This window comes from Mesorhizobium sp. M3A.F.Ca.ET.080.04.2.1, assembly GCF_003952525.1.
In the GTDB taxonomy this organism is placed as follows: Bacteria; Pseudomonadota; Alphaproteobacteria; order Rhizobiales; family Rhizobiaceae; genus Mesorhizobium.
The window spans coordinates 5,937,435-5,957,448 of record NZ_CP034451.1 but is presented as its reverse complement, the minus strand read 5'-3'; the positions used below and the strand labels follow the sequence as shown (position 1 = coordinate 5,957,448).

At 64.6% G+C, this 20,014-nt stretch carries 19 protein-coding genes; 10 read left to right on the top strand and 9 right to left on the bottom strand.

The window, feature by feature from the left end; translation table 11 throughout:
* Nucleotides 1–6 precede the first annotated feature (6 nt).
* From topA to rpmG, 7 genes are all read left to right on the top strand, one after another.
* A complete protein-coding gene (gene topA / locus EJ074_RS28405) occupies nt 7–2,574 on the top strand; it encodes a type I DNA topoisomerase (RefSeq protein WP_129553930.1) in 2,568 nt (855 codons plus the stop codon).
* Nucleotides 2,575–2,579: 5 nt separating this feature from the next.
* Nucleotides 2,580–4,889, top strand: a complete 2,310-nt coding sequence (gene rnr / locus EJ074_RS28400) for a ribonuclease R (RefSeq protein ID WP_095806111.1) — start codon at nt 2,580–2,582, stop codon at nt 4,887–4,889.
* Complete coding sequence (locus EJ074_RS28395; RefSeq protein WP_095806112.1) at nt 4,889–5,323, top strand: DUF983 domain-containing protein; 435 nt, start codon at nt 4,889–4,891, stop codon at nt 5,321–5,323. The genes rnr and EJ074_RS28395 overlap by 1 nt, the downstream gene beginning before the upstream one ends.
* Before the next feature lie 85 nt (nt 5,324–5,408).
* On the top strand, nt 5,409–6,149 hold the full coding sequence (locus EJ074_RS28390) for an NUDIX hydrolase (protein ID WP_095806113.1): 741 nt from the start codon (nt 5,409–5,411) through the stop codon (nt 6,147–6,149).
* Nucleotides 6,150–6,169: 20 nt separating this feature from the next.
* The gene (locus EJ074_RS28385; protein ID WP_095806114.1) at nt 6,170–7,345 is read left to right on the top strand and encodes an MFS transporter; all 1,176 of its coding nucleotides are present in this window, start codon (nt 6,170–6,172) and stop codon (nt 7,343–7,345) included.
* A gap of 98 nt (nt 7,346–7,443) precedes the next feature.
* Nucleotides 7,444–7,902, top strand: a complete 459-nt coding sequence (locus EJ074_RS28380; RefSeq protein ID WP_095806115.1) for a hypothetical protein — start codon at nt 7,444–7,446, stop codon at nt 7,900–7,902.
* A gap of 211 nt (nt 7,903–8,113) precedes the next feature.
* Complete coding sequence (rpmG, locus tag EJ074_RS28375) at nt 8,114–8,281, top strand: 50S ribosomal protein L33 (protein ID WP_040995604.1); 168 nt, start codon at nt 8,114–8,116, stop codon at nt 8,279–8,281.
* A gap of 503 nt (nt 8,282–8,784) precedes the next feature.
* Here the strand turns inward: rpmG and EJ074_RS28365 are convergent.
* Nucleotides 8,785–10,158: a PleD family two-component system response regulator gene (locus tag EJ074_RS28365; protein ID WP_095806116.1), complete on the bottom strand. Its 1,374-nt coding sequence runs from the start codon at nt 10,156–10,158 to the stop codon at nt 8,785–8,787.
* A 27-nt stretch (nt 10,159–10,185) separates the two neighbouring features.
* On the bottom strand, nt 10,186–10,557 hold the full coding sequence (locus tag EJ074_RS28360; protein ID WP_027166515.1) for a response regulator: 372 nt from the start codon (nt 10,555–10,557) through the stop codon (nt 10,186–10,188).
* Nucleotides 10,558–10,797: 240 nt separating this feature from the next.
* On the opposite strand from EJ074_RS28360, the gene EJ074_RS28355 reads away from it, so the two are divergent.
* Nucleotides 10,798–11,097: a DUF3572 domain-containing protein gene (locus EJ074_RS28355; RefSeq protein WP_095806117.1), complete on the top strand. Its 300-nt coding sequence runs from the start codon at nt 10,798–10,800 to the stop codon at nt 11,095–11,097.
* Entirely contained in the window at nt 11,094–11,747 is a 654-nt protein-coding gene (locus EJ074_RS28350) for a hypothetical protein (RefSeq protein WP_095806118.1), read from the top strand. The genes EJ074_RS28355 and EJ074_RS28350 overlap by 4 nt, the downstream gene beginning before the upstream one ends.
* Nucleotides 11,748–11,756: 9 nt before the next feature.
* On the opposite strand, the gene EJ074_RS28345 is transcribed toward EJ074_RS28350, so the two are convergent.
* On the bottom strand, nt 11,757–13,301 hold the full coding sequence (locus EJ074_RS28345; protein ID WP_095806119.1) for a hypothetical protein: 1,545 nt from the start codon (nt 13,299–13,301) through the stop codon (nt 11,757–11,759).
* Between the two features lie 87 nt (nt 13,302–13,388).
* A complete protein-coding gene (locus tag EJ074_RS28340; RefSeq protein WP_095806120.1) occupies nt 13,389–13,964 on the bottom strand; it encodes a GNAT family N-acetyltransferase in 576 nt (191 codons plus the stop codon).
* Nucleotides 13,965–14,029: 65 nt separating this feature from the next.
* Between EJ074_RS28340 and EJ074_RS28335 the strand changes: the two genes are divergently transcribed.
* The gene (locus EJ074_RS28335) at nt 14,030–15,358 is read left to right on the top strand and encodes a DNA polymerase IV (protein ID WP_095806121.1); all 1,329 of its coding nucleotides are present in this window, start codon (nt 14,030–14,032) and stop codon (nt 15,356–15,358) included.
* An 18-nt stretch (nt 15,359–15,376) separates the two neighbouring features.
* Here the strand turns inward: EJ074_RS28335 and EJ074_RS28330 are convergent, their stop codons facing one another.
* The 5 genes from EJ074_RS28330 to EJ074_RS28310 all read right to left on the bottom strand — a co-directional run bounded on the left by EJ074_RS28330 (nt 15,377) and on the right by EJ074_RS28310 (nt 19,985).
* On the bottom strand, nt 15,377–15,880 hold the full coding sequence (locus EJ074_RS28330; RefSeq protein ID WP_095806122.1) for a hypothetical protein: 504 nt from the start codon (nt 15,878–15,880) through the stop codon (nt 15,377–15,379).
* Between the two features lie 156 nt (nt 15,881–16,036).
* Entirely contained in the window at nt 16,037–17,215 is a 1,179-nt protein-coding gene (locus EJ074_RS28325; RefSeq protein WP_129553929.1) for a hypothetical protein, read from the bottom strand.
* 42 nt (nt 17,216–17,257) lie between these two features.
* Complete coding sequence (locus EJ074_RS28320; RefSeq protein WP_095806124.1) at nt 17,258–18,268, bottom strand: succinylglutamate desuccinylase/aspartoacylase family protein; 1,011 nt, start codon at nt 18,266–18,268, stop codon at nt 17,258–17,260.
* A gap of 9 nt (nt 18,269–18,277) precedes the next feature.
* Complete coding sequence (locus tag EJ074_RS28315) at nt 18,278–18,622, bottom strand: RidA family protein (protein WP_095806125.1); 345 nt, start codon at nt 18,620–18,622, stop codon at nt 18,278–18,280.
* Between the two features lie 37 nt (nt 18,623–18,659).
* Nucleotides 18,660–19,985, bottom strand: coding sequence for an alanine racemase (locus EJ074_RS28310; RefSeq protein WP_095806126.1), 1,326 nt, complete (start codon nt 19,983–19,985; stop codon nt 18,660–18,662).
* Between the last annotated feature and the right edge of the window lie 29 nt (nt 19,986–20,014).

The window sequence follows — 20,014 nt, the reverse complement described above, 5'->3', positions numbered from 1 at the left end:
GACCTCATGGACGTCGTCGTCGTCGAATCGCCGGCCAAGGCAAAGACAATCAATAAATATCTCGGCAGGAACTATAAGGTCCTGGCCTCGTTCGGCCATGTCCGCGACTTGCCGGCCAAGGACGGCTCGGTGCGCCCGGACGAGGACTTCGCCATGTCCTGGTCAGTCGACACCGCCTCCGGCAAGCGGCTTGCGGACATCGCCAAGGCTGTCAAGGACGCCGACGGGCTGATCCTCGCCACCGACCCGGACCGCGAGGGCGAGGCGATCTCCTGGCATGTTCTGGAAGTGCTCAAACAGAAGCGCGCGCTGAAGGACAAGCCGGTCAGCCGTGTCGTTTTCAACGCCATCACCAAGGCTTCGGTGATGGAGGCGATGGCGCATCCGCGCCAGATCGATGCGCCGCTGGTCGACGCCTATCTCGCCCGCCGCGCGCTCGATTATCTCGTCGGCTTCACGCTTTCGCCGGTGCTGTGGCGCAAGCTGCCTGGCGCTCGCTCTGCCGGCCGCGTGCAGTCGGTGGCCCTGCGCCTGGTCTGCGACCGCGAATCCGAGATCGAACGCTTCATCCGCGAGGAATACTGGCAAATCGCCGCCATCCTCGGCACGCCGCGCAACGACAGCTTCGAGGCCCGGCTGACCGCCTATGCCGGCAAGAAGCTGCAAAAGCTCGACATCGCCAACAAGGCGCAGGCCGACGACATCAAGGCGATGCTGGAGGGCGCTGTCTTCAAGGCGATGTCGGTCGAAGCCAAGCCGACCAAGCGCAATCCCGGCCCGCCCTTCACCACCTCGACGCTGCAGCAGGCCGCTTCGTCGCGGCTGGGCTTCTCGGCCAACCGGACCATGCAGGTCGCGCAGAAGCTTTACGAAGGCATGGATGTCGGCGGCGAGACCGCCGGTCTCATCACCTATATGCGAACCGACGGCGTGCAGATGGCGCCGGAGGCGATTGCTGCGGCGCGTGATGCTATCGCCAGCGAGTTCGGCGCGAAATACCTGCCCGAAAACCCGCGCTATTATTCGGCCAAGGCGAAGAACGCCCAGGAAGCGCACGAGGCGATCCGCCCGACCGATTTCAAGCGCACGCCGGCTTCCGTCCGGCAATATCTCGATGCCGACCAGGCGCGGCTTTATGAACTGATCTGGAAGCGCGCCATCGCCAGCCAGATGCAGCCGGCCGAGATCGAGCGCACCACGGTCGAGATCGAGGCGGTCAACAGCGCCCGCACCGCCGAGCTTCGCGCGGTCGGCTCGGTCGTGCGCTTCGATGGCTTCATCGCCGCCTATACCGACCAGAAGGACGAGGACGAGGAGGACGAGGAGAGCCGCCGCCTGCCCGAGATCCGCGCCGGCGAACAGCTTGCCCGGCAATCGATCAACGCCACCCAGCACACGACCGAGCCGCCGCCGCGCTATTCCGAGGCGTCGCTGATCAAGAAGCTGGAAGAGCTCGGCATCGGCCGGCCGTCTACCTACACGGCGATCCTGAAGACGCTGGAGGACCGCGACTATGTCGCCATCGATCGGCGCAAGCTGGTGCCGCAGGCCAAGGGGCGCTTGCTCTCCGCCTTCCTCGAAAGCTTCTTCGAGCGCTATGTCGAATATGACTTCACCGCCTCGCTCGAGGAAAAGCTCGACGAGATCTCCGACGGCAAGCTCGCCTGGAAGGACGTTCTGCGCGACTTCTGGAAGGAATTTTCCGGCGCGGTCGACGACATCAAGGAACTGCGCGTCACCGACGTGCTCGACGCTCTCAACGACGAACTGGCGCCGCTGGTGTTCCCGGAGCGTGAAGACGGCTCCAACCCGCGCATCTGCCCGAAATGCGGCTCAGGCAACCTGTCGCTGAAGCTCGGCAAGTTCGGCGCCTTCGTCGGTTGCTCGAACTATCCCGAATGCTCCTACACCCGCCAGCTCGGCGACGCCGCCAACCCGAACGGCGAGAACGGCAACGGCGAGGACGGCGTCAAGCTGCTCGGCAAGGATCCGTACACTGCCGAAGAGATCACGCTGCGCAGTGGCCGTTTCGGCCCCTATATCCAGCGCGGCGAAGGCAAGGACGCCAAGCGCTCCAGCCTCCCCAAGGGCTGGACGGCCGAGTCGATCGATCATGAGAAGGCGCTCGCCCTGCTGGCATTGCCGCGCGATGTCGGCAAGCATCCGGAAACCGGCAAGATGATCTCGGCCGGCCTCGGCCGCTACGGCCCCTTCGTGCTGCATGATGGCACCTATGCCAATCTGGAAAGCATCGAGGACGTGTTCTCGATCGGTTTGAACCGCGCCGTCTCGGTGATCGCCGAGAAGCAGCAGAAGGGCAAGGCAGGCCGCAACGGCGCGACACCCGCGGCGTTGAAGGAATTGGGCGACCATCCCGACGGCGGCGGCAAGATCGTCGTGCGCGACGGGCGTTACGGTCCCTATGTCAATTACGGCAAGGTCAATGCGACGCTGCCGAAGGGCAAGGACCCGCAATCGGTAACCATGGAAGAGGCGCTCGCATTGATCGCCGACAAGGAAGCCAAGGGCGGAGGCGGCAAGAAGCCCTTCCGCAAGGCAGCGAAGAAAGGATAGCGGGCGTGGCGCGCAGGATCTCCGGAAGAAGCCACGGCGATCCGCGCAGCGCCGACACGAGGGCGAAGGTCGTCAAGGACGACTACCGGCCCTCCCGCGACGAAGTCCTGCGCTACATCGCCGAGAACCCCGATCGTTCCGGAAAACGCGACATCGCCAAGGCTTTCGCGCTGCGCGGCGAGGACCGCATCTGGCTGAAAGACCTTTTGCGCGACCTGCAGGACGAAGGGCTGCTGACAAAGGGCCGCAAGCGTCTCACTCGCGCGGGCGCGCTGCCCCATGTCGCTGTGCTCGACATTGTCGGCCGCGATGACGACGGCGTGCTGCTGGCCAATCCGAGCGAATATTCCGGCGCCGGCTCGCCGCCGGTCATCGCCATCCGCATCTCGCGCGGCGCAAACGGCCCTGTGCCCGGCATCGGCGACCGCGTGCTGGCCAAGACCTTCCCGACTGAGGATCCCACAGGCCCAGCCTACACCGGGCGCGTGATGAAGATCTTCGAGAAGCGCAGCGACGCTGTGCTCGGTGTCTTCCGCGTGCTGAAGGACGGTACTTTCCGCATCGAGCCGGTGGAAAGGCGTCAGCCTGAACTGGTGGTCGAGAAGGAATTCCAGAACGGCGCCAAGAATGGCGACCTTGTCGAGGTCGAGCCGGCTCGCGCGTCGCGATACGGCCTCCCGCGCGCCAAGGTGCTGGCGGTGCTGGGTTCGCTCACCAGCGAGAAGGCGGTCTCGATGATCGCCATCCATGCTCACGACATCCCGCACATCTTTCCTGCCGACGTCATCGCGGAAGCCGACGCGGTCAAGCCGGCGACACTTGCCGGGCGCGAGGACTGGCGCGACCTGCCGCTGATCACCATCGACCCGGCCGACGCCAAGGACCATGACGACGCGGTCTTCGCCACGCCCGACAGCGATGAGAAGAATGTCGGCGGGGTTATCGTCACGGTGGCGATCGCGGACGTCGCCGCTTATGTCCGCTACGGCACGGCGCTCGATCGCGAGGCGCTGAAGCGCGGCAATTCGGTCTATTTTCCTGACCGCGTCGTGCCGATGCTGCCGGAGCGCATCTCGAATGACCTCTGTTCGCTGCGGGAAGGTGAGGATCGGCCGGCAATCGCCGTGCGCATGACCTTTTCCGCAGAAGGCCGCAAGCTCAGGCACTCCTTCCACCGCGTCATGATGAAGTCGGCCGCCAAGCTCGCCTATCCGCAGGCGCAGGCCGCGATCGACGGCGCGCCCGATGCCAAGACAAAGCCGATCCTCGACGCCGTGCTGAAGCCGCTGTGGGACGCCTATGCCGTGCTGAAGCGCGGCCGCGATGCCCGTCAGCCGCTGGAACTCGACCTGCCGGAACGCAAGATCCTGCTCAAGGAGGACGGCACGGTCGACCGCGTCGTCGTTCCGGAGCGCCTCGATGCCCACAAGCTGATCGAGGAGTTCATGATCCAGGCCAATGTCGCGGCCGCCGAGACGCTTGAAGGCAAGAAGGAGCCTCTGGTCTATCGCATCCACGACTCGCCGTCGCTCGCCAAGCAGGAATCGCTGCGCGAGTTCCTGCACACCCTCGGCTTGTCGCTGGCGCGCGGCGCGCAGATGCGGCCGGGACAGTTCAACGGCATACTCGAGCGTGTGCGCGGCGCCGACAACGAGGCGCTGGTCAACGAGGTGGTGCTGCGCTCGCAAAGCCAGGCCGAATATTCGCCGAAGAACATCGGCCATTTCGGCCTTAACCTGAAGCGCTATGCGCATTTCACCTCGCCGATCCGCCGCTATGCCGACTTGATCGTGCATCGTGGACTGATTGCCGCGCTCGGCCTCGGCCCGGGCGGCCTGACGCAGGCCGAAGCCGATCGGCTGGAGGAAGTCGGCGCGCTGATCTCCGCGACGGAACGCCGCGCCCTGGCAGCCGAGCGCGACACAGTAGACCGGCTGATCGCCGCTTATCTCGCCGAGCGCATCAACGATACCTTCGACGCGCGCATCTCGGGCGTCACCAAGGCGGGACTTTTTGTCCAATTGCCGCAGTATGGCGCAGATGGTTTCATTCCGGTGTCAAGTCTGAACGGCGATTACTATATCTACGACGAAACCGCTCGATCGCTGTTCGGAGAACGCACCGGCAAAGGGTATCAGCTTGCCGACCGCGTCGAGGTTCGGCTGCGTGAGGTCGCGCCCATGGCCGGCGCGATGCGTTTCGAGATGCTGACCGACCCGAAGCCTTTGCCGGGCTCGCGTCGGTCGTTTCACAAGGCCAAGGGCCGCGCCCGCGCGTCGCAATCGCGTTTCGGGCCGCGCGGCAGGAGAAGATGATGGAGCAACAGGTTTTTGGCGGCGAACATCATTCGGGCCGCGTCGCGCGTCCGCTGTGGGCGGCGATGAAGCGCGGCATGCTCGGCCGCTGCCCGCATTGCGGCAAAGGCAAACTGTTTCGCGGCTTCGCCAAGACCCTGGACGTATGCGAGGTCTGCGGCGAGGAGCTTCACCATCACCGTGCCGACGACCTGCCCGCCTATCTGGTGATCGTCATCGTCGGCCACATCGTGGTCGGCGGCTTCATGGGCGTCGAGGCAACCTCGACGCTCACCATGTGGCAACACGTCCTGATCTGGGTGCCGATGACCATCCTCCTTGCGGTTGCGCTCCTGCAACCGGTCAAAGGCGCCGTCATCGGTCTGCAATGGGCGCTCTATATGCACGGATTCGGCGGCGAAAAGGATGAGTTCGAGCCACATTCGCGCGCCTGAAGAAAAGGACCGGCCGCAGGCTGGTGCAAAGGCCGGGATGCGCAAGTCACTTTCCCATTCGAGAAGTTTCCGCTAGGTCGGGCGCATGGAAGGACTGACCATGGCGGATGTCGACAAGCTCGACAAGGGCTTGGCCGTACGCAGCGGCCCGGCGCTTCGTCCCCGCGACGCCGCGACCCTCATCCTGCTCGACCGCAAGGGCAACGACGTGCGGGTCCTGATGGGGCGGCGCCATGCCGGTCACGCCTTCATGCCCGGAAAATTCGTCTTTCCCGGTGGCCGCACAGATCCCGCCGACAGCCGCATTCCTATCGCCGCCGCACTCCACCATCAGGATGAGGCCAAGCTCGCGACCGGTCCGGGCCGCACAAGCGCTGCGCGGGCGCGGGCCATCGCCCTGTCGGCGATCCGCGAGACCTATGAGGAAGCCGGCCTGCTCATCGGTCGCAAGGGCCCGTTCGCGACGGCAAAGCGCGATTGGCAGGGCTTTGTCGAGCATGGCGTGATGCCGTCGCTCGATGGGCTGCGCGTCATAGCGCGCGCCATCACGCCCCCGAATCGGGTGCGCCGCTTCGACACGCGCTTCTTCAGCGCCTGGCGCAGCGACGTCGCCGTGGAACTGCCCGATGGCGGGCCGACCAACGAGTTGGAGGAACTGGTCTGGCTGCCGCTTGCCGAGGCCCGCAAGGCCGACATTCCCGACATTACCCGCATGATCCTGGAAGAACTGGATAAGCGGCTCGCCCGTGATCCATTGCTGGGCCCGGGCGGCGCCGTGCCCTTCTTCCGGCTGATCCGAAACCGCTTCGTCCGCGAAGTCCTTTAGAAGCAGAGCATTCATATCCCATGACGGTCGATACCCAGCAACAGGGCGACGAACGCGTACACTGGCTGCCGATGATCGCGGCCATCTCCTCGATCAGCGTCGTTGGCATCGCCATCGGCCTCGGCATGCCGCTGCTGAGCGTCATTCTGGAAACGCGCGGCCATTCGGCCTCGATGATCGGCCTCAACACGGCCATCGCCGGCCTCGCCTCGATCGCCGGTGCCCCGCTCGCCACGCCGCTTGCCATGCGGCTCGGCGTTGCCTGGACCATGCTTTTGATGATCGCCGCCGGCGCGCTCGCCTTTGTTGGCTTCCATTTCGCACCGGCCTTCTGGATGTGGTTTCCGCTGCGCGTGGTGCTGCACATTTCGCTGACAGTGCTCTTCATCCTGTCGGAATTCTGGATCAGCACCTCGGCGCCGCCGCATCGTCGCGGCCTGGTGCTCGGCATCTACGCCACGGTCCTTTCGCTCGGCTTCGCCGCCGGCCCCTGGCTGTTCGCCCATCTCGGTTCGAGCGGCTTCCTGCCCTTCGGCGTCACCATAGGACTGGTGACGCTCGCTGGCATTCCCGTGCTTGCGGCGCGCAACGAAAGCCCGGCCATTGTCGCCGATGGCGAAACCAGCCACTTCCTGCGTTATATCTGGCTGGTGCCGACCGCCACTTTCGCCGTGCTGGTGTTCGGCGCCGTCGAGACCGGCGGCTTTGCCCTGTTTCCGGTCTATGGCAGCCGCATCGGCTACTCGGAAGCCGACGCCGCGCTGTTGCTCACCATGATCGGGCTCGGCAACGTCCTTCTGCAGATCCCGATGGGCATGATCAGCGACCGGGTTCCCGATCGCCGCCATCTGCTTCTGGCCTGCGCCGCGGTCGGGCTCATCGGCACCGCCTTCATGCCTTACTTCGCGCAGGATTGGCACCTGATGGCCGCTCTGCTGTTCGTCTGGGGCGGCGTGGTCGCGGCCATGTACACGATCGGCCTCGCGCATCTGGGATCCCAGCTTTCCGGCCACGAACTCGCCTCCGCCAACGCCGCCTTCGTGCTCTGCTACGGCGTCGGCATGGTGCTCGGTCCCCAGGCGATCGGCATCGGCATGGATGCCTTCGGCCCGTCGGGCTTCGGCTGGTCGCTCGCGCTGTTCTTTGCCGCCTATATGCTGCTGATCTGCGTCAGGCTGCTGCGAAAGATTCTTTGACCTCCAATCCGCCGGCGCCGGCCGATCCTGACATCACCGTGTCAGCAGCACCCCTGCTATACCCTTGCTTCAACGCAGGAAGAGTGAGGAGAGATCGGATGATCGACAGCGGCTTTGAAACCAGGTCCCTCAGGATGGAACTGCTTCTGCTCGTCACCTTTCAGGCGCCTGCCGCCGATGTCGAGCGCATCATGGAGGCGGTGACGGCGATCACGCCGCTGCGCATGGGCAAGTATGACAGCAATGCCTATCAGAGCGCCCAAGGCATCGAGCGCTACCGGCCGCTCGATGGTGCCGCGGCCGGCGCCGAGACGGAACTGCGCCGCCGGCCGGGCACGGTCGAGGTCTCTTTCGAACTTCCCGACGACCAGGCGCTCGCCGCCCGCGTTGTAGAGGCGATATTCCAGGCTCACTCCTACCAGGAACCGGTGATCCGCATCCAGCCGCTGCTTGCCAGCCGCTCCAAGGGTCTCGACGACCGCGCCAATCCGAACCGCTGGTGGAACACGACGGGCGACTGGAAGAAGGCCGACTCGTTGGTCCGGCAGGAAGCCTGATCCCGCCGAGGCTGTCCTCGGGATGGGGTTGATAGCTGTCCTCGGGATGGGGTTGATAACAGAGGGGCTGCAGCGGTTGAGCCCGCCCAAAGGCGGCCCGGGCTTGACTTTCCGGGCGCGTTCTTTATGTGTCGCGCCAAGTTTCCCGCGTCCGGGTGTTTTCCCCGTGCTCCAGCGGCCAAAACTCCACGAACATTAACGGACGAACATCATGGCCAAAGCCGCAAACATCAAGATCAAGCTTCTGTCGACCGCCGACACCGGTTTCTTCTACGTGACCAGCAAGAACAGCCGCACCAAGACGGACAAGCTGTCGTTCCGCAAATACGATCCGATCGCCAAGAAGCACGTCGAATTCAAGGAAACCAAGATCAAGTAATCTGGTTCTCCTGATATGTCGAACGCCGCCCTCGAGGCGGCGTTTTTGTTTGGCGATCCCCCCACGCAACAACCATCGCGGGCGGCTGCGGCGGGACTCTGTCTGTCGTGAATAAAGGGGGCCGGTCGGCGGTTGGCAGCGGTACGAGGAGGCCACTATGTGCCAGCGCCGGCCGGCCGACCCCACGGACCCAGGAGATGCGGCGGACCTGAGCATCATGGGGTATTTTTCTGATCGAGCCGGGCAGTCTACCCTCGTGCCGGCTTCGTCTTCGTTCTATGTGCCCCCAGATTTGCGCAACAACGTATGAAAATCAACCATTTCTTAACCAAAGACCGGGAATCGCTTGGGTTAAGGTAAATTCGTAACCCTGTCGGGTTGACGCCGAATCGGCCTCGCGCGCTGAAGCCCATCGCGACGCCACGTGTTTAGACGACGCGCTTGAGGCTTTGCTCCTATCCATGTCGCCGCCCAAACCGCCGCGCACTTCTAGGCGACATGCGCTAAGCGGCCTTGGCAACGACCCGGTTGCGACCACCGCTCTTGGCCTCGTAGAGGGCGAGGTCGGCGCGCTTCATAAGCGCCGCCACGGTGTCGTTGCCTTTCAGCACCGACGACACCCCGACGCTTACCGTGACTCCGATCGTCTTGCCCTCGCTCCCGACGGCGAAGGGCACCTGTGCGATCTCGGCGCGGATGCGTTCGGCCACCTTCTCGGCAACCGCGCCATCGGTATCCGGCATGACCACGACGAACTCCTCGCCGCCGAAGCGGCAGGCCAGATCGATGCCGCGCACGTTCTTGCGCAGCCGCCTGGCGAACTCGCGCAGCACGTCGTCGCCGCCGTCGTGGCCATGCGTGTCGTTGATCGCCTTGAAGCGGTCGAGATCGGTGATCATCACCGATAGCGGCCGCCGCCTCGCCACCGCGCGGTCGAACAGCGTTTGCAGATGGCTGTCGAGATAGCGCCGGTTGTGCAGTCCGGTCAGCCCGTCGGTCACAGCCATCTCGATGGTCTGGGTGACGCTGGCGCGGAGCTGATCGTTGTAACGCTTGCGCCGCACTTGCGTGCGCAGGCGGGCTGTCAGTTCCTGCTGATCGATCGGCCGCGTCAGGTAGTCGTTGATGCCGAGCTCGAGGCCCCGGATGATACGTCCTTCCTCGCCCTGCTCGGCCAGGAGGATGATCGGCAGGAAACGGGTGCGGTCGAGCGAGCGCAGTTGCGAGCAAAGCCTGAGCGGGTCGAACTCGGCGAACGCCGTCGAGATCAGAACGCACTCGTAGGGCGTCTCGGCGGCTTGGAAGAAGCCGGCATTCGGATCAGTCGCGACATCGATCTCGGCGCTGCCGCGCAGCATCTTCTGGATGCGCTCGCTCGAGGATTTGCGTTCGTCGATGAGAAGCACTCTGGGCTCGGACGCTTCCGTCGCGAAGTTGCGGCTCAAAAGCTCCTCGATGCCGATATTGCGGGTGGTCGAGGCGCGCAGGCGCAGCTCGTCGGTCAGCGACTTCAGCCTGACCAGGCTCTTCACCCGTGTCATCAGCTGGAGATCATTGACCGGCTTGGTGAGGAAATCGTCGGCGCCGGCCTCCAGCCCGCGCACCCGGTCCGAGACCTGGTCCAGCGCGGTGATCATCACGACCGGGATGTGGGAGGTCGCCGGATCGCTCTTCAGCCGCCGGCAGACCTCGAACCCGTCCATGCCCGGCATCATCACGTCGAGCAGCACGACGTCGACCTTGCCGTTCTCGCAGGTTTCGATCGCTTCCGGGCCATTGCCGGCCGTCAGCACCTCGAAATATTCGGCGAGCAGCCGAACCTCCAGCAGCCGCACATTGGCGGGGATGTCATCGACGACAAGGATCCGCGCTGTCATGTTACAAGGCTCCGGATCGGCTCGCCATCAGGCATCGCCCAGGTATGATTTGATCGTCTCGATGAAGCGCGGCACCGAGATCGGCTTGGAGATGTAAGCCTCGCAGCCACCCTGGCGGATGCGCTCCTCGTCGCCCTTCATGGCGAAGGCCGTGACGGCGATCACCGGGATCGAGTGCAACTCGTCGTCTTCTTTCAGCCACTTCGTCACTTCCAGGCCCGACACTTCGGGCAGCTGGATGTCCATCAAGATCAGGTCCGGCCGGTGCTGGCGCGCGAGATCGAGCGCTTCCAGGCCGTTACGGGTGCGAACAGTCTCATAACCGCTGGCTTCGATGAGGTCCCGAAAGAGCTTCATGTTGAGCTCGTTGTCCTCGACGATCATGACCTTCTTAGCCATCAGTTTCCCGTTTCGGCTAGCCTCTCGCTGGGAGGCTGCCGCCATGCGTCCGAGCCGGATCGCACCCAAACCCGCATCGACTTTACGCCAATATCATTGACGAAACGCAAACCGGGGTTCTGCAAAAGGCGCCCGGATTTGACTTGCGGGTGCAGGTCGGAAGCGGCGCAGACTTGCCGCAAGCGACGCTTGCCATTACTGCGGAAAGAGACTCAATCCACACCACGTCAAAAGGTAACGATGACAAACGCAGCGTCAATGCGCGAGGAAGCCGAAACCCTTGCCATCCGGGCGCTCGGCTTCGTCGCTGCCGATCCGGAACTGCTGCCGCGCTTCCTGGCGATTACGGGCATAGAGGCGCATTCGATCCGCCAGGCGGCCGGGGAGCCGGGATTTCTCGCCGGCGTGCTGCAATTCATCCTTGCCCATGAGCCGACGCTGCTGCGGTTTGCCGAGGAGACCGGAACGCCACCGGCGGCCATCGGCAAGGCCTTGCGGGCGCTGCCGCTCGGCAATGAGGATCACGAGCGTTCGATATGAGCGACGATCCGGAAACAGCGCGCCAGATCGAGGAACTTGCCGCCGACGACCGTCCGCTGCTGGTGCTGGATGTCGACGACGTGGTGCTCGAATTCATCCGTCCATTTCCGCATTACCTGAAAAAGCGCGGCTTCGGGCTGACGCTCGCCTCCTTCCGCCTCAGCGGCAATATCGCCGAGACGGCATCCGGGCGGCTGATCGAGCAGGCGGAGGTGACGGCGCTTCTTGGGGATTTTTTCGACGCGCAGGCCGATTGGCAAAGCGTCACAGACGGCGCCGCGGAAGCGCTGGCATCGCTTGGCGGGCGTGCCGAAATCGTCTTGCTGACAGCCATGCCGCACAAGCATCGCGCCGTTCGCCGGGCGCATCTCGATGCGCTTGGCCTGAACTATCCGCTGCTGACCACGGAAATGGCGAAAGGGCCGGCCATCGCCAAGTTGCGCGGAGCCAAGGGCCGGCCCGTCGCCTTCGTCGACGATCAGCCGTCCAATCTGCTATCGGCGCGCAATTCGGTATCGGACGCCCACCTCTTTCACTTGATGGCCGACAATTCGCTGCGCGCCTTCCTGCCGCCGACGCCCGACGGCATCATCTCTGTCGAGGATTGGCGTGAGGCAGCCCCCAAGATTGCCGGCGCGCTCGGACTGTAGTCCAAGCGCTTACGGCTGCAGCTTCGCTCCGGCCCCGCCATCGTCGTTCTCGCCCGAGCCGTTATCCTCGCCGGAGCCGCTGTCCTGGTCAGCGCCATCATTCTGAACGACATCGGCCGGCTTCAACATCGCACCGTTGACCGTGACCGAGCCGTCGGCCTTGGCATTGATGACCCATTCCAGACGACCGTCAGGCAGCGTTTTGCCGAACCCTTTCACGGCCAGGGCAAAGGGAAAAGCCTGGGCCATTTCCTGGTCGCTCTTGGCTCCCTCTTTCAGGGCATCGACGATCTTGTCGTAACCGGCGACATCCACGGTCATGGTCGCATCCGGCTTTTTGCCGGGAAACGTCATCTCGCCTTCCATCGCGATCTCGATGCTGCCGTTCTTCAGCGTGCTGTGGCCGAGGACGAACTTCGGTTTCTTAGCCAGGAAATCTGCGGCCAATGCGTCGCCGAACTGATCCGACAGCGGCGGATTCTTGTTGAGATCAAAGGCTTCGATCGCCTTCTTCGCCATGCTGTCGAGATCGATATTGGCGCCGCCGAAATTGAGATCGACATCCGTCGGCAACAACGCCACGCTCCAACTGGGCAGCATCTGCTGCGGGATCGTCAGGCCGGTGGCCTTGATCGCGTAGTCGATCTTCCCGTCCTGCGCGACGCCGTCCATGCCGAACACGGTGCTGAACTGCGTCGCCCCGAATTTGCCTACAGGGCTCTCCACCTCGAAGTTCTTGAAGCCGTAGGTGCCGTCGATCCTTTCCCAGACGGGCAGCGCGGCCAACATGAGCGATTTGAGCTCCGCCTGGTTAGCCTTGAGCTTGGCTTCGTCCTCGTTGGCGACAGCAAAGGCAAGAAGGTCGAGCAAAGGCTTCGTCCGCACGCCCTTGCCAATCGCATCGACCGAAAGTTCGGGCGTTTTCAGGGTGACCGGAAAATTCATTCCGCTGCCGGGATCGTCGATCTTGATCGTCTCGACGAAGCTCGAGACCTTTTGCGTTGCCTTGAAGTCGACGCCGCCATTGGCCGACTTGGTGGCGGCAATCGTCGCGGTGCCGGCACCGGCGGTGACGTCCGCCTGCTGCTTGGCTTCACGAGACGTCATCGTCATGCCGGCCATCGAGCTGGTGCCGCTGGTGAACGCGGCCAGGTTCGGATCGTAGACGGCGGTGCCCTTGCCGTCCTTGACCGAGACTTGCATGCTTTGCGGGCCTTCGGGTCCGTTGAATTCGAACGACATGGTTTGGGAGAAATCCGAGGTGACGTCCCAGGATCCATCGCTGCGCGGCTTCACCATCAAAGCATAGGGCGCGAGGTCGATCTTGAACGGCTTCTGTTCCGGCAGGGCGCTGACCAGGGCCTTGACGTCGACTGCGATCTTGTAGGCGTCGCCTTCGACCGAGACCTTGAGCACGCCCTTCTCGAAGGCCTGCTTGCCGAAATAGCGCGCCAGATTGTCGGAAAGCTGTTTGGCGCCCTGGCTGTCGACGGCCTGTGCAAGCGCCGGCGCGCTGAAAGCAAGAATGAAAACAAGTGGCAAAACACGCTTCACGTCAGTCTCCGTCGGTCTCGGAAGGCAAATCGTTTCGTCTTCTGGTGGAAAAGAAGCATTACAGCCGCAAGACGAATCCTCAAGCGGCTAAAGCACAAGCCGCATCAGCGGCCGCCCGGGCTTGCGCTCCAGCAGTCTCTCAAACCCGGCCTTCTCGAACACCCGCGATGAGCCGACGAACAGTCCGATCGAGCGCGAATCGCGCGACAGGTCGATCGGGCAGGCTTCGAGCAGCCTGGCGCCGTTCTCGCGCGCGAATGCGATGCCGCCTTCGACAAGGCCATGGCTGATGCCCCTGCCCCGCGCCTTGACGCGGATGAAGAAGCACGAAATCGCCCAGACGCCCGGATCATCAGCATCGGCGGGATCGACCGGCGCGGAGCCCCTGCCCTGATTGTTCCATTCGGGCACGTCGGCACGCGGACCGATCTGCATCCAGCCGACCGCCTTGTCATCTTCGAAGGCGAGAAGCCCAGGCGGCGGGCCGGCTTCGATGCGCGCCTTGATGTGATCCTTGTTGCGCTCGCGGTCGCTGGCGCGGCGCTCTGCCGGCGTCAGGCGGAAATGCGTGCACCAGCAGCCGTAACAGGCGCCTTGCTTGCCGAATAGATCCTCGAAGTCGGGCCAGCGCTCGGGCGTCAACGGCACTATGGTCGTGCTCATGCGTTCTCCCCAGGCCGAGCTTGTTGCCGGCCCTGCACTGTCGTACCATTGCATTTGTTCTCTTTATGTTCGCAGCGATGGCGGCTCCTGTCAACAATCCCGATCACGGTTTTTGCCGCGACTGCCTGGCTCTCCAGCGCAGCGAAACACGCCGCTGCGAACGCTGCGGCAGCCCCCGCCTTGCCCGCCACCCGGAGCTCTACCGGCTGCACCTCGCGCATATCGATTGCGATGCTTTCTATGCCTCGATCGAAAAGCGCGACAACCCCGCGCTGAAAGACCGCCCGGTGATCGTCGGCGGCGGCAGGCGCGGCGTCGTCTCCACCGCCTGCTATATCGCTCGTATCCAGGGCGTGCGCTCGGCAATGCCGATGTTCAAGGCGCTGGAAGCCTGCCCTGAGGCCGTGGTCATCGCGCCCGACATGGAAAAATACGTCCGCGTCGGTCGCGAAGTGCGCGCGCTGATGCAGGCTTTGACGCCGCTGGTGGAGCCGCTGTCCATCGACGAGGCGTTTCTCGATCTCGCCGGCACCGAGCGGCTGCATGGCATGCCGCCGGCGCTTGTGCTGGCCCGCTTCGCTGTGACGGTCGAAAAGGAGCTCGGCATCACGGTTTCGGCCGGCCTCTCCTACAGCAAGTTCCTCGCCAAGATCGCATCGGATTTCCGCAAGCCGCGCGGCTATTCGGTGATCGGCGAGGTCGAGGCGCCGAGCTTCCTCGCGGCACAGCCGGTGACGCTGATCTGGGGCGTCGGCAAGGCGTTGGCTGCGACGCTGGAGCGCGACGGCATCCGCACCATCGCCCAGTTGCAGCGTATGGAGCGCGGCGAATTGATGCGTCGCTACGGCGTCATGGGCGACCGCCTCTACCAGCTTTCGCGTGGTGAGGACGACCGCCGCGTCGATCCCGACGGCGATGCCAAGAGCGTGTCGGCCGAAACCACTTTCGACGCCGATATTGGCTCGCTGGCCGAACTGGTCCCGGTGCTGCGCGGCCTTTCGGAAAAAGTCTCGGCGCGGCTGAAGAAGGCAGGCATTGCCGGGCGCACGGTGGTGCTCAAGCTCAAGACCCAGGATTTCAAGATCCGCACCCGCAACCGCCAGCTTGGCGATCCGACCCGACTCGCCGACCGCATTTTCCAGACCGGGCTCGACCTGTTGCGACGCGAGGCCGACGGCACCAAGTTCCGCCTGCTCGGCATCGGCGTCAGCGATCTCTCCGACGACGAAAAGGCCGATCCGCCCGATCTGGTCGACGTCCAGTCGCGCAAGCGCGCGATGGCCGAGTGTGCCATCGACGCCTTGCGCGACAAGTTCGGCAGGAAGGCCGTCGAGACCGGCTATACGTTCGGCAAGGGTCGCGGCGCCAATCCGCCTGAGCCGCTCGAGGAATGAATTCGGGAAGGGCGCCCGTCACGTACGCTTCAAATCGATACGGCTCGTCACCACCGTCTTGCCGGTTCTCGGATCGGCGTCGGTGACCGTCAGCCGCATGCCGTCGCCGCTGGTCTTCTCGACGGTCAGCCGCGCTGTGCGGTCGCCGTTCACCTCTTTGGCCCAGCGGATCGCCAGGCTGAGCGCGTTGCCTGAACGCTTGCCGTTCAGTTGCGCCGGTCCAGTGCGGGAGCCCACATAGACCCCGGTGTAGCCCTTGCCGTTGGATTTGAGGTCGGCGCTGATCGCCCGCGTCACCACGACGAGACCCCGGCAGTTGCCGTCCAGCGACAGCGACGTCGAAGTCGCGCCGGAATTGAAGGTGCAGGAGACATTCACCGTCGGCGCGTCGGCGGTGACCTTGACCGTGCCGCTGCCGGCAAAATTGCCCTGGAACGAACGCAGGAAATCAGCGTCGTCGGCATGGGCGTGCGCGGCGGCCAACAGGCTGCCGGCGAGGACGAACGGAAACATTGGTCTCATGGATGTTCTCCCCCGATGGAGCTTGTGAAGCGTGCTTGCTGCCCGCGCAAGCACCGAAAGACTCAAAACGTCAGCGATGGCGCCAGGTTCCGCCATCGACATGACCGTTTTGCAACGGGGTCGGATTGGGGCGAGGTTTTTGTTACCCTGCAGCGCTCAAGTCGAGACGGCTGCTTTGACCCAGTCCAGCCGCGCCGCTGGAACAAGCCCGTAATTGTAGAAATTGATGCCGTCCGCACCTGGCGTCCGTGCCGGCTTCACCTTGGCCGCGAGCACCTCGGGCCCCGGCATCTCAGGATAGAAGAGCCGGTAGCCGGTGCCGAGGAACTTTTCGGCGCCAAGCGCCGCGCGGCCGGCTGCCATCAGTTCGGCAACACCGTCTGCCTGCATGTCATAGGCGCACAGGATCGCCCCGTCGCAGACCTTGCCGAGCGCCGCCAGATCGCAGCCGCCGAGCCAGCCCTCCTTGAGGTCGATGATAACGACCTTGGTCGCCGGATGCGTGGCCTCGCGCAGTTCGGCGACCAGGCTGGTCACCGGCTCGAAGCGCCAGAGGAGATAAGCGTGGAGCTCGGGCCAGGGCCTGAACAGGTCGAGCCCGCCGGCCGGAAAGTCGGGGAAGCGCCGCTCCGGCACCGCGCGCTCGCAGGTCTCGGCGATCCATTGCCTGACGAGCTTGCGCGCCGCCTCGCCGTTGGCCCCAGCCTTCGCCGCGCGCTCCAGGCAGGACGGACAGAAGCACAGCGACAGCAGGAAATCCTCTTCCGGCGTCAGCCCGACACCGTCCTTCTCGTGATGATATTCATGCGCGAAGCCCATGAAGGACGGGCTTTCGAGCTCGATCCTGTTCGGCCTGTAGCTGTGCGAGATGTCCGCTACCAGCGCGCGGACATAGGCGCGCGCGTGCGGATGCGAGGGACAGAGATTGTAGTAGTTGGCATCGCCAAAGGCGTTGCGGGTGACGGCTTCAGGATGACGCATGCCAAGCCGTGTGTTGTGCAGGCAGACCGTCCAGCACGAGATCGCAGGCCCGCCCGCATCGCGCCGGCGCACGAGTGCGTCCAGCACGTCGCCGCCCTCACTGATCACGTCCGCCACCTTGGGCTGGATGGCAAGGTCGGCCCAGCGCGTGGCGGTCGGCTTGAAGTAGATCGTGCCGTCTTCCGGAAAATAGGCCTTTCGGCGCGGGCTGCGCGGCTGCAGGAACCGCCCGGCATGATAGGACGTCGCGAGGCTGATCATGTTCAGCCCAGCACGCTGCGCAATATCACGCTCGACCGTCTCCTGCCCGAGATCCTGGATGTCCCAGGGATAGGTCCACATCGAAAGCTGCATGCTCGTCCTCGGTTTGTTTGCGCCGCCCCGTGCCGTTCGTTGTCAGCCTTCGACCGGCTCGGCCACTTGCATGAGACAGTCGCCCGCTTCGCACATGGTGTGCAAGCGTCGCGAGAGCACGATCCCGCTTTCGGCGAAATGGAGCGCCTCCTCCGCAAGCTCCAGCCGTTCGAGGTCGTGATACCAGCCAGCCACCTGTCCGGCGCTGACGCTGTCGCCCAGCCGCACGGCCGGCTCGAACCAGCCGCGCCGCGTCGCATAGAGGCCCTGGCTGTGGCGCGACAGCGCAAGCAGCCGTGTCGGCGACGCCGTCTCGGCGTCCGGCGCAAGCACCGGCGCCTCGATCACGCCCAGCGCCATCATCAGGCGATCGAGCGCGCGAGCGGTCAGCGCCATCGAATCGACAGTGGCGGTGCCGCCGCCGCCGAATTCGCCGCTGACGCCGATCGCTCCGGCCCGGCGTGCTGCGCCCATCGAGGTCGGCGAAGCCTGGCCGTTGTCGGCGATGAAGCCGAACGGCATGCCGAGCCTGCGCATCAGGTCGACGCCGCGCTGGTGACGCTCAGGATCGGCGTTGCGCTCGACCAGCGCCGTCGGCAGGTGTTCCATCGACGTGCCGCCGGAATGGATGTCGAAGACGACCTCGTGGCAGGAAAACAACTCGGCCTCCAGGAAACTGGCGAGACGGCTGGTCGGCGTGCCGGACGGATCGCCCGGAAAAGCCCGGTTGAGATTGCCGCCGTCGAGTGGCGAGCAGCGCCTGGCAGCCATCACCGCCGGCGCATTTGCCATCGGCAGGATGGTGACGCGGCCCTTCATCCGCTGCGGCTCGAGCCTGCGGATCAGCTTTGCCAGCGACAGCTCGCCCTCATATTCGTCGCCATGGTTGCCGGCCATCAAAAGCAGCGACGGTCCCTCGCCGTTGCGGATCGTGCAGATCGGCACCTTGATCTGGAAATAGGGCGAGCGGTCGATCGAGAACGGGATGCTCAGATGGCCGAGCGTCTTGCCGTTGCGGTCAAAATCGAGCGTGTGGACGAGGCCGGTATGCATGGCTGCCCCTCACACCGCCGCAACCGCGGTCACCTCGATGCGCAGGTCCGGGTCGGCAAGACGCGCCTCGACGCAGGCCCGCGCCGGCAGGCGCTCGGGATCGACCCACGCGTCATAGATCCTGTTCATCGCATCGAAGTCGCCGATCTGCGGCAGGAAGATGTTGACCGCGACGAGCTTCGACTTGCTGCTGCCGGCCTCGTGAAGAAGCGCCTCGACCTTGGCCAGCACATCCTTCGTCTGGAGCTCGATGCCAGCCTTGCGGTCGTTGGCGACCTGGCCGGCTATATGCACCAAGCCGCCATAGACGACCGCCTGCGACATCCGGGAGCCGGACTGGAAGTATTTGATCATATCGGATCCTTTCAAAGGTTCTCTTCTTGGGGCCGGGTCAGCCGAAATAGGTTGGAAAGGCGTGAACTACGCGCCCGCTCTCATCCACGCCGAAGATGACGCGGTAGCGGTCGAGGCAGGTGCAGGGATGCGATATGCCAAACTCGATGACGTCGCCGACGACGAGGTCATCGCCGGGCTGCAGCTTCAGGAAGGCGTGCTGGTCGTTGAGCTTGGTGACTTGCGCTTTCTCCGGCAGGGCGGGCAGCGGCTTACCCGAGCGAAACACTGTCAGCGGCTTTGGAAAACCCTGGTCGAACGAAACGTCGCGCATGCCCATGCCGCAGATCGCCAGGCCCGGTTCGGGCCGGGACAGCACTTCGGCCCAGACGCGCAGCGCGGGGCGGAACGAATGGCGCGCCGAAATGATCGCGCCTTCGACATCAAAACCATTGCGGCCATCCACCGCCCCAAGCGACCGGTCATAGACGCCGTGATCATGGAAGAAGATGGCGCCGCTGCGCAGCACCAGCCTCGCTTTGGCATCCTTTGCGACGATAGGCGAAAGCAATGCGATCACCTTGTCGAAGAACACCGATCCGCCGGCTGTCACGATCAGCGGCGCTTCGCCGCCAACGCTAGCGCGGAGCCTGAGGAACATATCCCCGACCGAAGCCAGCAATCCGGATACCGCCTCGTCGCTCCGCACGGGATTGGGCTGGGCGGCAGCACCTTCGTAGGTCGCGACGCCGGCGATGCGCAGCCGTCCGTCGGTCGCCATGATCGCATCGGCGGTCGCCTCGGCCTCGGCAACGGTTCGCGCGCCTGCTCTCGCCGCCCCGAGCTCGATCAGCACGCGCAAGGGAGCAAGAGCTGCGCTAGCACGCCATGCCGCGGCAAGCGCGTTCACGGCTGCGACCGAGTCGGCGAAGACGTACAACTCGACCTGCGGCCAGGCACCGGCGAGCGCCGCCAGCCGGTTCGCGCCGCCCGTGCCGCCGACCTCGTTGGCGAGGATCAGCCTTGTCAGGCCAGCCTTCAACATCACCGTAGCCTGCCGGATATCCGCGACCGTCGTGCCCCACGCGCCGGCTTCGACCAGCGAGCGGGCAAGGTCGGGCGCCATCGGCGTCTTGCCGTGCGGCGCCACGCTGGCGCCGTGCTGGCGCGCATAGCGCAGGAAGAGGTCGCGATTCGAGGCGAAGGCTGCCTCGTCGAGGGTGAGCAGCGGCAGCGACATGCGGCCATCGGCCGGATGCCAGCCATGCTGTCCGACCAAGCCCGAGTCCAATCCGGACGTCCCTGGCGGGACGCCGCGGATGCGATCGTCGAGGAAAAAATTTTCACGCACGCCGAGCGGCGCAACCGGTGTGTTCGCGCTCATCTGATGCTAACCCTTCCGGCGCCGCCGAA